Origin of the sequence: Vibrio parahaemolyticus (genome assembly GCF_900460535.1) — a bacterium.
Classification (GTDB): domain Bacteria; phylum Pseudomonadota; class Gammaproteobacteria; order Enterobacterales; family Vibrionaceae; genus Vibrio; species Vibrio parahaemolyticus.
On record NZ_UHIL01000001.1, the window covers coordinates 1,525,329 to 1,539,260 of the forward strand.

The following is a 13,932-nucleotide window of genomic DNA, read 5'->3' on the forward strand; positions in this document are numbered from 1 at the left end:
ATTAAAAGCCTCCGTGTGAAACATATTCACCATTTACTATACGACCTACGAGACGTTTTGCTCCGACTTGGTAACTTAAATCTGCTGGGTGTTCGATATCCCAGATAGCAAAGTCCGCATCGAAACCTGTTTTTATCACTCCTCGTGAGTTGGTGTAGCCAAGTGCTTGTGCAGCATGTTGCGTTACGCCGCGCAATGCTTCTTGTGGCGTGAGACGAAATAGGGTGCACGCCATATTCATCATCAGAGTCAGGTCTGAAAAGGGTGATGTACCTGGGTTTACATCGGTGGCGATAGCCATTGGCACGTGGTACTTCCTTAGTAGCTCAATCGGTGGTAACTGAGTTTCTCTCAAAAAGTAAAAAGCACCGGGTAGTAGTGTGGCGACGGTATCGGACTTCGAAAGGGCGACCACACCGTCTTCATCGAGATATTCGATATGGTCAGCCGAAAGGCCTCCGTACCGTGCAGTCAATTCAGTGCCACCAAGGTTCGATAGTTGCTCTGTGTGGCCTTTTACGTGTAAGCCATATTGTTTCGCTGTCGCAAATACTTTTTCGGTTTGATCCAAATTAAAACCGATAGACTCACAAAACACATCCACACTGGTAGCCAAGTTTTCCTCTGCGACGATTGGGATGATTTCCTGACAAATATGTTCGATGTAATCGTCTGCGCGACCTTCAAATTCAGGCGGTAAAGCATGAGCGGCAAGAAGGGTAGTTGTGATTTTGACTTTACGCTCTTGTTCTAAGGCTTTTGCAGCACGCAGTATTTTTAGTTCGTCTTTGAGCGTCAAGCCGTAGCCTGATTTTACTTCAACCGACGTAACCCCACTTGCTAACAAGCCATCTAAACGAGGCAACGCGAGCTCAATTAATTGCTCTTCAGTAGCTGCTCGAGTGGCCTTTACGCTGGAAAGGATACCGCCACCTTGCTTCGCTATTTCCTGATAAGGCACGCCGTTTAAGCGCATCTCAAATTCATTCGCGCGATTCCCCGCGTAAATTAAGTGGGTGTGGCAATCAATGAGTCCCGGCGTCAGAAGTTGACCTTGTAGGTCGATAGTTTGCGAATAGTGTTGAGGAGACAGAAGCGCTTCTATTTGAGGGGTGTCTCTTCCAACTGGATGAGCACTGATAGCCGCGATTTTACCAGCTTGAATACCAACACGGGCTGGCGGCGTTGGTAAGTAACCTGCTTCACCACGTTCCATGCTAACTAGTCGGGCATTCTCAATCAGCAAATCCATTCTCTCATTCCTACTTTGATTTGTATCTTTAAATGTATATACAAATAAATAGGTCAAAAAGAATGCGGTGACAAGCGTGATGTTGCTAAAATGTGATCAAAACGTAGTGGGAAAGGCTGTTTATATGCACCTAGAGCAGAACTTTAGAGCTCAGCTTGTACTTATTACCTGGGTGGTAGAGTAGAGCTGTACTGACCAATTTGTCTTGGCTCCATGTTCTACGATTAAGAAGAAGACAAGGTTCATTGGCCTGCATTTTCAAATCCAGTTTGATGCGATTATCGGGAACAATGGCTTCAACCGTGTGTTCAATCGCACTCAACGGACAGTTATTAGATAGGTATTGATTAGGAGTAATTTGGGTGAAGTCTTGGCTAAGATAACTCGGGGCGTATTGGCTGTTTACCCAACGCAGTTCTAACTGAATAGGTGTGCTGTCTTCATAGTGAATGATCTCACTGTAAAACACCGTTGTACCAAGCATTACACCAAGTTTTATTGCGATGCTATCATCCGCTTTTATCGCGACTTGCTGAACTACTTTACTGCTGTATTGGCGTCCTCGGTCACTGACTTCTTCCGCTATATTGCGAATATCTAGTAATGGGGATTCTGATTTCTCACTAGGGTCACAAACGAACGTTCCCAACCTTGGGCGACGTTGTAGTTTCCCTTCATTCACCAGATCTCGTATCGCTTTGTTTACTGTCATTCGGCTTACACCAAACTGTTCAGTCAGCTCGATTTCAGTCGCAATGCGCTGTCCGACCATCCAATCTCCGGAATCAATTTTATCGAGGATAAATTGTTTGATTTGCATGTAGAGTGGCGCAGACATAATGATACCTTTTAAATTGACTATACAAATACTGCTCAATTTAAGTACAAATTGCAAATAGTTATCGACAAATACGACATTTAGAGACAAATAACGGGCATTTGCTTGCTGAATGATTTGGCTGATTTGATATTTTTTGAATCGATAATGGAATCAAGCCGTATTCTTGCGGTCTATTGCTTGCAGCTTATAAGGCAATTGTGTAAACAAAGCACAACTAATAAAAACAGTCGCAAAAAAGGAAAGGCATGTTTAAGAAATTAAAAGCATCGTTGGGTATTGGATCTGCAAAAGTGGATACTATTTTGGATGAAATGAGCGTGTTTCAAGGTGCGACGCTGAAGGGACATGTTCATATCAAAGGTGGGGATGTTGAACAGCAGATCGACGCTATCACCATTAAATTGAACACAGAAATGAAAGTTGAAGTGGACGATAGCGTAAGTTATCAAACCTTCACTATCGACCAGCTCAAGGCGGTTGAACCGTTTGTGATTCAACCGAATGAAGAAAAACAAGTGCCTTTCGAGCTAAAACTGCATGATGAAACACCTATCACTGCGGTTAGCGCATTGAAGAACCAGTGCAATGTTTGGGTAGAAACCACTCTGGATATTGATTTTGCCATCGACCCACGAGATCGCGATTACATTGAAGTGAAACCACTACCAGTGGCATCTCGCGTTATTCGAGCGATTGAACAAGCTGGTTTTACTATGGTGAAAGCAGATGTCGAAAAAGGCTTTTTGCGCGGCGGCTCTTTTGCCTCCCGTTCTGGTATCTATCAAGAGCTTGAGTTTCGCAATAGCGGGTTTGTGTCTTCAAAGGAAATTGAGCTGTCTTTCATTTTGGAAGGGCAGGTGATGCACTGCTTGGCTGAAATTGACCGTTCTTTGAGTTTCTCAGGTGATCAATATCGCTCATTCACATTGCCAATCAATGCCACTGATGCGCAAGTGGCAGCCGCAGTGGCACCAACATTGAGTCTATAAAAACTCGCTTTCCGAGTTAGATGAAAGTAGGTACCGATATCCAATCGTGAATGCGATATCGGTACTGTTATCCATATTTCTCGCATTCTCTATCGCCATGATTTCAAGGGCGGAGTTGCCCATGAGATAGCGATATCCCATCACAATTTCATTTGACGCATCGGCAAATTCTGTTGGCCCCTCAGTGGAACCTTGATACCAGTGGTATTCAACAATAAAGTGGTGGTTTTCCCAAGGTGCATAACGATATCCGCCCGCCATTGCAGCGGTGTTGTGGCGGTAAGGTAAATCGAGAAGAGCACGATCGTCAGAACGAAAAGTCATCCCGAACATTGAATAGAAAGCGTGTGCTCCGTACAGATAAGAGTAATTGAGTTGCACGCCTTGCTCAAAGTTACTGCCTTTAAAGGTACCGTGCGCGACTTTGTTATAATAGAGGCTTCCTCCTAGCGAAAGACCATGACGTTCATTTTGCAATATTTGGTATTGAACGTACGTCGAGAGGTTGTTCGCGATGGTTTGGCCTTCGAAGCCGTCTTCCAACACATCATATTGCGGCATTGAGATGTAAAAGCGGTTTTTATCAACTTTATCTCGCCCGTTTTGTCCAATTCCAAATAGGTCATGAAAGCTTTCTGTTAAGCCATCCAGATGATTATCTGCAGCAAATACCCAGCGATAATTGAGTTCCCATTGCCATTGAGAACTGACTTGCCACTTAGCTCCAATTTCTAATTGGTTGTGGTAATAATCCAAAGCGTATTCGTCGGTATGAGCCCAAACACTCGCTATTGTCGCCGAGCCATAAGCTTCTATGTACTCTGAAGGCAAGCTAAACCCAGAGCGGAGATGGTTGGTATGACTGACCACTTGGATTGGCGATTGAGCGTAAGATCGAAGTGGTCCGTAAAGATCGTTAGAGGCAAAAGTGGAAGCAGGCAACCAAAAAGCAAAAGCCAATATTGTAGGTTGCCATCGATTTTTCTTCATGATGAATACCTAAATATAGATTACTCAATAAATTAACTATAGTGTCACTCATTGTTTCGTGCCGCTAATTATACCAATGGTGTTTTTCGCCGAGTAGCTTATTTAGTAGTGAACTTTCAATGACAAACTGAAATCGCGCTTTGCAATCTAAATGTGAGCTAGGTACAATCGCTCTTCCGATAGCGGTCCGGTATTCGTGTTACTGAGCGACCTCTATCGCTTCTCAACTATTTATCAACAAATAGCTTCTAAATTTGAATAACATGTGTTGCTTGGTATGCAACACCACTGTAAAGGACATAGCATGCCTATTATTACTCTTCCTGACGGCAGTCAGCGTCAATTTGACAACCCAGTATCTACAATGGAAGTTGCGCAATCGATCGGTCCCGGTCTTGCAAAAGCAACGATTGCTGGTCGTGTTAACGGTAACCGCGTTGATGCGTGTGATCTAATTGAAGAAGACGCAAGCCTAGAAATCATCACAGTAAAAGATGAAGTTGACGGTCTAGAAATCGTTCGTCACTCTTGTGCTCACCTTCTTGGTCACGCTCTAAAACAGCTATACCCACAAGCTAAAATGGCGATTGGTCCTACCATCGACAATGGCTTCTACTACGACATCGACCTAGACGAGTCTCTAACGCAAGAAGATCTTGAAAAGATCGAAAAGCGTATGAAAGAACTTGCGAAAACCAAGTACGAAGTTGTTAAGAAAAAAGTAAGCTGGCAGGAAGCACGTGATACATTTGAATCACGTGGTGAACCGTACAAAGTGGAAATCCTAGACGAAAACGTATCTCGCGATGATCGCCCGGGCCTATACCACCATGAAGAATACATTGACATGTGTCGTGGTCCTCACGTTCCTAACATGGGCTTCTGTCAACACTTCACTTTATTGAATGTTGCAGGCGCTTACTGGCGTGGTAACAGCGACAACAAAATGCTTCAACGTATCTACGGTACTGCTTTCCACGATAAGAAAGCACTGAAAGCGCACCTAACTCGTCTAGAAGAAGCGGCGAAGCGTGACCACCGTAAAATCGGTAAGCAATTAGACCTATTCCACATGCAACAAGAAGCACCGGGTATGGTGTTCTGGCATCACAATGGTTGGTCTATCTTCCGTGATCTAGAAGTGTTCGTTCGTGACAAACTAAACGAATACGACTACCAAGAAGTGAAAGGCCCACTAATGATGGACCGCGTTCTTTGGGAACGTTCTGGTCACTGGGATAAATACGCAGACGCGATGTTCACAACTTCTTCTGAAAACCGTGAATACGCAATCAAACCAATGAACTGTCCTGGTCACGTTCAGATCTTTAACCAAGGTCTGAAATCGTACCGTGATCTTCCGCTACGTATGGCTGAGTTCGGCTCATGTCACCGTAACGAACCATCTGGCGCACTACACGGCATCATGCGTGTACGTGGCTTTACTCAGGATGACGCTCACATCTTCTGTACTGAGAGTCAAATCCAAGAGGAAGTAACAAGCTGTATTAAGATGGTTTACGATACGTACCAAACATTTGGTTTTGACAACATCGTAGTGAAACTGTCTACTCGTCCAGAAAAACGTGTAGGTTCAGACGAAATCTGGGATCAATCTGAAGAAGCATTGAAACAGTCTCTAGAATCAATGGAAATTCCATACGAGATTCAAGAAGGCGAGGGTGCATTCTACGGTCCTAAGATCGAGTTTACGCTATATGACTGTCTAGACCGTGCATGGCAATGTGGTACAGTTCAGCTAGACTTCAACCTACCAGGTCGCCTAGGTGCAACTTACGTAGGTGAAAACAACGAACGTCTTGTTCCGGTAATGATTCACCGTGCAATTCTAGGTTCTCTAGAACGTTTCATCGGTATCCTTATCGAAGAATATGCTGGTTTCTTCCCAACTTGGTTGGCGCCAGAACAAGCAGTTCTTATGAACATTACTGATAAACAGTCAGGTTATGTTCAAGAAATCGTACAAAAACTACAAAAAAGTGGAATTAGAGCTAAAGCGGACTTGAGAAATGAGAAGATTGGCTTTAAAATCCGCGAACATACTTTGAAGCGTGTACCGTATATGCTTGTTGTTGGTGACCAAGAAATGGAAGCTGGCGAAATTGCAGTACGTACTCGTAAAGGCAAAGATCTTGGTAAATTTAAAGTGGATGACTTCATCGCATACATCCAAGACGAGATCTCTAGCCGTAAGCTCAATCTGGAGGAATAAGCTATTAAAGGCGGAAGACGTGGCCAACAGCCGGTAAAACAAAACCCGCACCGTATCAACGGTGAAATTCGTGGTATTCGTGAAGTTCGACTAACAGGCGCTGACGGTGAATCAGTTGGTGTTGTATCGATTCAAGAAGCCATTGCAGCTGCTGAAGAAGCTGGTATGGATCTCGTTGAGATCAGCCCTAACGCCGAGCCACCAGTTTGTCGTGTGATGGACTATGGTAAGTTCCTCTTCGAGAAGAGCAAATCTGCTAAAGAGCAGAAGAAGAAGCAAAAGCAGGTCCAGATCAAGGAAGTAAAATTCCGTCCTGGAACTGATATTGGAGACTATCAGGTAAAACTACGCAACCTGACGCGTTTCCTTGAAGAAGGCAACAAAGTGAAGGTAACAATTCGCTTCCGTGGCCGAGAGATGGCACACCAAGACATCGGTGTCGACGTTCTAAACCGCTTGAAAGAAGACACTGCAGAAATTGCTGTAGTAGAAGCTTTCCCTAGCCGTATTGAAGGTCGTCAGATGATCATGGTGCTAGCCCCTAAAAAGAAGTAATTAACGGCTCATAAAGTAATTGAAACCCAGTCGTTTCCCTTTGAATAAAAGGTAACGGATGGGTTTTGTTCGCCCTAATTACATTGTTTATTAAACTACTCAATGCGGAGTTATTCATCATGCCTAAGATGAAAACCAACAAAGGTGCTGCTAAGCGTTTTAAGAAAACTGCTGGTGGTATTAAGTACAAGCACGCTACTAAACGTCACATCCTGACTAAGCGTACTACTAAGAACAAGCGTCAACTACGTCCAAATGCAATCCTTCCACGTTGTGAAGTGGCTGCAGTAATCCGTATGTTGCCATACGCTTAATTCTTTTTAGTTATCAATCGTTTAGTTTAGGAGAAGCATAATGCCTCGCGTAAAACGTGGTGTACAAGCTCGTGCACGTCATAAGAAAGTTCTAAAACAAGCTAAAGGTTACTACGGTGCACGTTCACGTGTTTACCGCGTAGCTTTCCAAGCAGTTACTAAAGCTGGTCAATACGCTTACCGTGACCGTCGCGCTAAGAAACGTCAATTCCGTCAACTATGGATTGCACGTATCAACGCGGCATCTCGTCAAAATGGTCTATCTTACAGCCGTTTCATCAATGGTCTTAAGAAAGCATCTATCGAGATCGACCGTAAGATCCTTGCGGACATCGCAGTATTCGACAAAGCTGCATTTGCAGTTCTAGTTGAAAAAGCGAAAGCTGCTCTTTAATTAGCAGTTTAGGTTTAAGGAAAGGAGAGCATTCGCTCTCCTTTTTTATTATCTGTAATTTCTCTTCTATGTGTTTTCTTACTTGTTTGCATCACTTCTGGTTACACTCCTCTCACATTGAATACTTTCAATAAAGGTACTCACGCACAGCCACTTCTATATAACTTACTAACACTATCCTGATTTCATATTTAAAGGCTTGGTGGTAACGTACTGTACTTACTTCATAGCATTAAGGGCACGACATGATTTACACAACAACAGATACGATTCCAGGCAAGGAAATAGCAGAAGTTAGAGGAGTGGTGACGGGCAACGTTGTTCAATCTAAGCATATCGGCAGAGACCTAATGGCTGGTCTAAAAAGCATTGTTGGTGGAGAGATCCGCGGATACACCGAAATGATGACCGAAGCACGTGACATTGCTATTCAACGTATGGTCGAGCAAGCGAACCAGAAAGGCGCCGATGCGATTGTAGGAATTCGCTTTACTACAAGCTCAATTGTCGATGGTTCATCTGAAATCCTTGCTTTTGGTACCGCTGTAAAGCTCGTGGAATAGAATTGCTTTTGATTGGCGAGGCAACATCGGTTCTTCGCCTTCTTTAGACTCTCCCTTAAGTGGTTTGAGTAAGCCATGGCTTCACTCCAAAATGTTAAAAAACTCAAATTCTAATCCTAGGGTTTTATTGGTATATTTTTTATTAATGTGAGTTTTTATTCATTTTATTGACTGGCTTTAAGTAGGGTAAATGTTCTAAAACTAGTTATGTGATCTGGTGTTATCTTCTTGTTTTAATTATCTAAGCCATACAAATTGCGATCAGGTAAACTGATTTTATTTCTTTTATTATTAAATGACTTAGATATATATAACTAAGTCCAATGTCTTTTGAGTTATGTCATTTGCGTGTTGAATGGTGTTGTTGGTATATTAATTCAAGAATTTATTATAAAAATATGAACTTATAGCTTGCTAATAAGCTCTAAATTGTTACAAATACTATAAAGCTGTAACATTGCCAAAAGGAATAGTAGATGAGAGATCTGACTCCCGAATATTTGCTAGCCGCTCTACGACAAGCGATTAAAACAAAGGGGCTAACATATCGAGAGCTATCTGAAAAAATGGGCATGCCACTGTCCACTTTTAAGAGACATTTAACCAGTACCAACCTCGCGTTAGATAAACTGCTTGAATACTGTCGTGCGATTGACTGTACATTGGATGAATTGCAAAAGTTAGCCAATCAGTTGCAAGGTGAAGATGAAGATTATTTTAGTCGAACACAAGATGAAGTGTTTTTTCAGTTCCCACATCTTTACGATTTTTATCGTGAACTGAGGATGTTGCGCGGAAAAGATGGATACACAATTTTAAAGAAGAAATACGACTTATCAGAGCAAAGCATGTCTGATTATCTGGGTGCACTAGAGTTGCTAGACCTTGTTTACGTAGATGAAAACAAAAGTATTACGTTGCACGGCCCGCTGTACTACAGCTACGCAGAAAACTCGAAGTTAAACGATAAGTACACCGAGATAATCAAAGAGCAAACAACGACACATGATAAATGCGTTCGTGTTGCTTTGGCGCGAATGAAAATTACGGAAGAACAGTTGCTGGAGCTTGAAGATCAAGTAGCGAAAACGGTGATTGATTTTCACTCGAAGAATGTTGTCGCTGAAAACTTTAATGTTTCCGACTTCACAAACGTCGTTCTACTTGCTGGGCCACATCAACCAGTGACATTCTCTGATGGAATTGTAGAAACAGAATCTCGTTTTATTGACGATATTCGCTACGCAATTGCAGCAGCAGGGGATAAACCAAGCCTTTCAATTTAATCCATTCACTTATCTCTCAGAGCCAATGGCTTGCATCTTAGGTATTGGGAAATATCGAGTTTGTAAGCTCTTGGCTTAACGTCTATCTCTCGCCTAAATCTTCAGCACATCAGTTTGTCTAGCCTTTGTTTTTGCATTTTAATGATAAAACTATAGATTTTTGTAATTTTTCGTTATGGATAAATTCATACTTGTAATGTTTGTTTTTTGATCTATTATGACGAAGTGTCAATTATGACGGTTCGTCAAAAATGGTGACGTTCCTGTTTTACATAATCGTGTTACAATTATCAGGAGTGTGTGGGTATACGGATCAAAGGATTATGTTTAACTTTCGCTGTAAAAAGGATGGTAAGCGAGACGGGTGTCGTGTCTCGTCCGGGCTAACCAAAAAGCAACAAGCGATTGCGGATAGAGAAGTTGAGCTTATTCAACTGGCTAAGTCACTCGTCCAAGAGCAGGGGTTTGCGAACCTCACTATGGATAAGCTGACCTCGGCTAGCTCTTATTCTAAGGGCACCATCTACAATCATTTTTGCAGCAAAGAAGACGTAATACTTGCGCTTTGTATCCATTCGTTAAAAAGCGAAGCGATATTTTTCGAGCGCACGGCAAACTTCGATGGCAATACTCGAGAGAAAATTATTGCGATGCATGTAGGCTATCGTATTTACGCTCGAATGGAGCCAGTGCTGTCGACTTGCGCGATTGTAGCTAAAACGCCTTGGGTGTTGGAAAAAGCATCACCTGAACGTTTGAATGAGCTGAATCGGCTAGAAGAAGAAGTGATTTCCGGTGCAGATGCGTTGGTCAATAATGCCGTAGAGTGCGGAGATCTAAAGTTTTCTCCTGCTATAGGTGCGGATGCTATTGTGTTTGCTAACTGGTCTATCGCATTTGGTTCTAACGCGCTTGCGCAAAACGCATCGAATAGTCGCTGTATACAACGAATCCAAGACCCATTTTCTGTGTTGCACAATGCGAATATGTTATTAGACGGCTTAGGTTGGGCGCCACTTTCTACAGAGTGGGACTATCGGAAAACCTGGCGTCGAGTAGAACAGGAACTCTTTAGCGAAGAGATTGCTTACTTAGAAACAGTGAACCGCTAAATCGGTTACAGAAGCCAATCCAAACGATGATTGGCTTTTTTATCACACTAAAGTGACGAATCGTCAATATTTGACTTAAAAGATGATGCTTAAGGTGAAGAACCTAGAGAGGCATTTGAAAAGTTACGTAAAAACTAGAAAACAGCGCTGGCTGATTTTTTAGTTTTTAAATTTGACGAAACGTCACAAAGGAGAGTGTGATGCCACACCATAAAGCTCAGCAACACCAAGGAATTGGTTTGGGGAAGATACCCACCAAATATAGTTTGCTCGTTCTACTAGCAACTATTTTCTTGATTATTGTCGCTACAATAGGAGGTAAAAACCTGTATTTCAGAGGAGATTACGACATTTTCTTTGATGGTACTAACAAGCAACTGCTTGCGTTTGATGAAATCCAAACCACGTTCGCAAAAACGGACAACCTTGCCATCGTCATCGCGCCTGAAGATGGCGACATTTTTACCCCGCAGACCTTATCTCTTATCCAGAAAATAACAGTCGACGCTTGGCAAGTCCCATACTCGAGCCGTGTTGATTCTATCGCTAACTATCAACACACAGAAGCCTTTGACGATGAGCTGTTGGTTGAAGATCTTCTATACAGTGAATACGAACTGACCCCAGAACGAATTTCCAAGGTCAAAAGCATTGCACTCAGTGAACCTGTTTTAAAAAGCGCATTGGTGTCAGAGAAAGGCGATGTCACCGTGGTGAATATTACCGTCCAGTTGCCCGAGATGGATAAGACCGCAGAGGTGGAGGAGGTGGTGTCGAGTATCAATGCCATGATTGACCGCTACCAACGCGCGTATCCTGACGTGACTTTTCATAAAGCGGGCATTATTGCTATGAACCACGCTTTTATGACTGCCGCGCAAGATGACAGCTCGACATTAGTGCCAACCATGCTCGTTGTGATTTTGGTCTTTTTGACTATCATGCTGCGTTCCATTCTAAGTGTGATAGCGACGCTGATTGTCATCATTGGTTCTGTGATGGCGACCATGGGCATTTCCGGTTGGGCTGGAATGTTCTTAAGCACTGCGACGGTAAACGTTCCAACGTTGATCATGACGCTTGCGGTTGCTGACTGTGTTCATGTGATTGCGACCATGCTTCAATCAATGAAAAACGGGTTCACGAAAGCGCAGTCAATCGAGCGCAGTATCGCTTTGAATTTCGTGCCTATTCTGATTACATCCGTAACAACCGCGATTGGCTTCTTGATGATGAACATGTCCGATTCTCCTGTCCTGCGAGACTTCGGTAACTTGTCTGCTTTAGGTGTTATGGTCGCCTGTTTTCTTTCCGTTACCTTGTTGCCGGCGTTGCTCAAGTTGCTGCCTATCCACGTAAAAATGGAAATGTCACAAGACCAAAAACATGTCATGGATCGCTTAGGTGACTTTGTGGTTTCGCAACGAAGAGCCTTGTTGCCACTTTCGGTTGCTGTCATTGTCGTGTGCGCGAGTCTTATCCCACTTAACAAGGTGAATGACGAATCGGTAGAGTACTTTGGTCAACGTAACGAGTTTCGTCAGGCTGCTGATTTTATGGAAGAGCGAATCAGCGGTATGACCAACATCAGCATTGCGATTAAAACTAACGAGTCTCAAGGTATTGCCGCTCCTGATTTTCTTAACACGATAGGTGAGTTTTCTAGTTGGCTACGAGACCAACCTGAAACAGACCATGTGGCGACATTGGCAGATGTTTATAAGCGTCTCAACAAGAACATGCATGGTGATGATGAGGCGTATTACTCGCTCCCTCAAGCGCGAGAGCTCGCAGCGCAATATCTACTGCTTTACGAAATGTCTTTGCCGTACGGCCTTGACCTCAATAATCAAATCAATGTCGATAAATCCTCGATCAAAATGGTGTTGACCGTGGCAAACCTCGGCAGTGTGGAACTGGTCGATTTAGAAAACAGAATCTATCAATGGTTTGCAGAGCATGCCCCTCAGTATCAAGTGGTTGCATCAAGCCCGTCATTAATGTTCGCCCATATTGGAGAGACGAATATGGCGAGCATGCTGTCCACTTTACCGATCACGCTTGTTTTAATTTCTGCCTTGCTGATTTTTGCACTTCGCTCCGTGAGACTAGGGCTAATTAGTTTGATGCCCAATATTGCGCCAGCGGTCATTGGCTTTGGTTTGTGGGCACTGATATCGGGTGAAATCAACCTCGGCTTATCCGTTGTTGTGACATTGACGCTTGGGATTGTGGTCGATGATGCCGTTCACTTCCTTTCCAAATATCAAAGAGCGCGCCGTGAGGGGCAAACTGCAGAGCAAGCCGTTCGTTACGCGTTTCATACCGTTGGACGCGCACTGTGGATCACTACGGTGGTTTTAGTGGCAGGTTTTTCTGTATTGGCAATGTCTAGCTTCAGGCTGAATGCGGATATGGGGCAGCTCAGCGCCATTGTTATCTTCATCGCTTTGGTTGTGGACTTCTTATTCCTCCCAACCTTACTAATGCTATTCGATAAAAAAGCGTACTTACAAGAAAGTCCGTCTGATAACGCGCGCTTGAAAGCGTCGTCCACCATCTCTGCAACTCAGTCATAACTCAGAATTAAAAGGAATTGAACCATGAAAAAAATGAACCACGTATTGCAAGTTTTGATGTTGTCGGCTTCGCTAGTTGCATCGCCATTCACTTATGCGAATGAAGAAAAAGGGCTGGAAATTGCCCAGGAGCGAAAAGCAAGAGATGAAGGTTGGGGCGACTCTATCGCAACCATGGAGATGATTTTAAAGAACGCACAAGGTGAAAGCAGTACGCGTCTTATGCGATTGAAATCTCTCGAAGTTGAAGGGGATGGCGACAAAGGGCTGACCATTTTTGACCAGCCTCGGGATGTCACGGGCACGGCTTTTCTCAACCATTCTCATACCATTGGTGCGGATGACCAATGGTTGTATTTACCTGCTTTAAAGCGAGTAAAGCGAATTTCGTCACGTAATAAGTCGGGGCCGTTTATGGGAAGCGAGTTTGCGTATGAAGACTTGAGTTCATTTGAAATCGAAAAATACCGCTTTAACTACCTCAAGGATGAGAAGTTTAACGGGCAAGACGTATTCGTTCTAGAACAAATCCCAACGGACAAGAACTCCGGTTATACCAAGCAGGTAGTATGGCTTGACAAGGCGCATTATCGCCCTCTCAAAGTCGAGTTTTACGACCGAAAAGGCGCGTTATTGAAAACTCTAACTTTCGCTAATTATAAGCAGTACCTCGATAAATATTGGCGTGCACATACCATGGCAATGACGAATCACCAAACTGGCAAAAGTACAGAATTGAACACTAGCGATTTGCGCTTTCAAACAGGGTTGGAAGAGAACGACTTCAACAAAAACGTGCTCAAGCGAGTTAAATAAGGGAGTGG

13 protein-coding genes are annotated in these 13,932 nt (G+C 43.4%); 10 read left to right on the top strand and 3 right to left on the bottom strand.

Annotated elements, in window-relative coordinates; genetic code table 11:
- Window position 1: 1 nt before the first annotated feature.
- Together hutI and hutC are read right to left on the bottom strand one after the other, a co-directional pair.
- Entirely contained in the window at window positions 2-1,252 is a 1,251-nt protein-coding gene (gene hutI / locus DYB02_RS07645; RefSeq protein ID WP_025576180.1) for an imidazolonepropionase, read from the bottom strand.
- Between the two features lie 130 nt (window positions 1,253-1,382).
- On the bottom strand, window positions 1,383-2,090 hold the full coding sequence (gene hutC / locus DYB02_RS07650; protein ID WP_005483583.1) for a histidine utilization transcriptional repressor HutC: 708 nt from the start codon (window positions 2,088-2,090) through the stop codon (window positions 1,383-1,385).
- Window positions 2,091-2,338: 248 nt separating this feature from the next.
- On the opposite strand from hutC, the gene DYB02_RS07655 reads away from it, so the two are divergent.
- On the top strand, window positions 2,339-3,082 hold the full coding sequence (locus tag DYB02_RS07655; protein ID WP_005495518.1) for a sporulation protein: 744 nt from the start codon (window positions 2,339-2,341) through the stop codon (window positions 3,080-3,082).
- Here DYB02_RS07655 and DYB02_RS07660 read toward each other — a convergent pair.
- Window positions 3,077-4,072, bottom strand: coding sequence for a DUF3187 family protein (locus tag DYB02_RS07660; protein WP_041953713.1), 996 nt, complete (start codon window positions 4,070-4,072; stop codon window positions 3,077-3,079). The two genes, DYB02_RS07655 and DYB02_RS07660, sit on opposite strands and share 6 nt — an antisense overlap.
- A 304-nt stretch (window positions 4,073-4,376) precedes the next feature.
- Here DYB02_RS07660 and thrS point away from each other — a divergent pair, with 304 nt between their 5' ends.
- The 9 genes from thrS to DYB02_RS07705 all read left to right on the top strand — a co-directional run bounded on the left by thrS (window position 4,377) and on the right by DYB02_RS07705 (window position 13,924).
- Window positions 4,377-6,305: a threonine--tRNA ligase gene (gene thrS, locus DYB02_RS07665; protein WP_005490070.1), complete on the top strand. Its 1,929-nt coding sequence runs from the start codon at window positions 4,377-4,379 to the stop codon at window positions 6,303-6,305.
- Window positions 6,306-6,308: 3 nt separating this feature from the next.
- Complete coding sequence (infC, locus tag DYB02_RS07670; RefSeq protein WP_071651979.1) at window positions 6,309-6,860, top strand: translation initiation factor IF-3; 552 nt, start codon at window positions 6,309-6,311, stop codon at window positions 6,858-6,860.
- A gap of 119 nt (window positions 6,861-6,979) precedes the next feature.
- On the top strand, window positions 6,980-7,174 hold the full coding sequence (gene rpmI / locus DYB02_RS07675) for a 50S ribosomal protein L35 (RefSeq protein WP_005462620.1): 195 nt from the start codon (window positions 6,980-6,982) through the stop codon (window positions 7,172-7,174).
- A 40-nt stretch (window positions 7,175-7,214) separates the two neighbouring features.
- Entirely contained in the window at window positions 7,215-7,568 is a 354-nt protein-coding gene (gene rplT / locus DYB02_RS07680) for a 50S ribosomal protein L20 (protein ID WP_004727974.1), read from the top strand.
- Window positions 7,569-7,813: 245 nt separating this feature from the next.
- On the top strand, window positions 7,814-8,131 hold the full coding sequence (locus DYB02_RS07685; protein WP_005462608.1) for a heavy metal-binding domain-containing protein: 318 nt from the start codon (window positions 7,814-7,816) through the stop codon (window positions 8,129-8,131).
- 476 nt (window positions 8,132-8,607) lie between these two features.
- Window positions 8,608-9,417, top strand: a complete 810-nt coding sequence (locus tag DYB02_RS07690) for a helix-turn-helix domain-containing protein (protein ID WP_005462617.1) — start codon at window positions 8,608-8,610, stop codon at window positions 9,415-9,417.
- Between the two features lie 323 nt (window positions 9,418-9,740).
- Complete coding sequence (locus DYB02_RS07695) at window positions 9,741-10,529, top strand: TetR/AcrR family transcriptional regulator (RefSeq protein ID WP_005462636.1); 789 nt, start codon at window positions 9,741-9,743, stop codon at window positions 10,527-10,529.
- A gap of 200 nt (window positions 10,530-10,729) precedes the next feature.
- Entirely contained in the window at window positions 10,730-13,108 is a 2,379-nt protein-coding gene (locus DYB02_RS07700) for an efflux RND transporter permease subunit (RefSeq protein ID WP_029804776.1), read from the top strand.
- 24 nt (window positions 13,109-13,132) lie between these two features.
- Window positions 13,133-13,924 (top strand): outer membrane lipoprotein-sorting protein, encoded by a 792-nt coding sequence (locus tag DYB02_RS07705; RefSeq protein WP_029804777.1) that lies wholly within the window; start codon window positions 13,133-13,135, stop codon window positions 13,922-13,924.
- Window positions 13,925-13,932 lie beyond the last annotated feature (8 nt).

Excerpts from the sequence above, each read along its gene's own strand:
- hutI (WP_025576180.1), bottom strand. The coding sequence starts at position 1,252 with ATGGATTTGCTGATTGAGAATGCCCGACTAGTTAGCATGGAACGTGGT.
- hutC (WP_005483583.1), bottom strand. The coding sequence starts at position 2,090 with ATGTCTGCGCCACTCTACATGCAAATCAAACAATTTATCCTCGATAAA.
- DYB02_RS07655 (WP_005495518.1), top strand. The coding sequence starts at position 2,339 with ATGTTTAAGAAATTAAAAGCATCGTTGGGTATTGGATCTGCAAAAGTG.
- DYB02_RS07660 (WP_041953713.1), bottom strand. The coding sequence starts at position 4,072 with ATGAAGAAAAATCGATGGCAACCTACAATATTGGCTTTTGCTTTTTGG.
- thrS (WP_005490070.1), top strand. The coding sequence starts at position 4,377 with ATGCCTATTATTACTCTTCCTGACGGCAGTCAGCGTCAATTTGACAAC.
- rpmI (WP_005462620.1), top strand. The coding sequence starts at position 6,980 with ATGCCTAAGATGAAAACCAACAAAGGTGCTGCTAAGCGTTTTAAGAAA.
- rplT (WP_004727974.1), top strand. The coding sequence starts at position 7,215 with ATGCCTCGCGTAAAACGTGGTGTACAAGCTCGTGCACGTCATAAGAAA.
- DYB02_RS07685 (WP_005462608.1), top strand. The coding sequence starts at position 7,814 with ATGATTTACACAACAACAGATACGATTCCAGGCAAGGAAATAGCAGAA.
- DYB02_RS07690 (WP_005462617.1), top strand. The coding sequence starts at position 8,608 with ATGAGAGATCTGACTCCCGAATATTTGCTAGCCGCTCTACGACAAGCG.
- DYB02_RS07695 (WP_005462636.1), top strand. The coding sequence starts at position 9,741 with ATGTTTAACTTTCGCTGTAAAAAGGATGGTAAGCGAGACGGGTGTCGT.
- DYB02_RS07700 (WP_029804776.1), top strand. The coding sequence starts at position 10,730 with ATGCCACACCATAAAGCTCAGCAACACCAAGGAATTGGTTTGGGGAAG.
- DYB02_RS07705 (WP_029804777.1), top strand. The coding sequence starts at position 13,133 with ATGAAAAAAATGAACCACGTATTGCAAGTTTTGATGTTGTCGGCTTCG.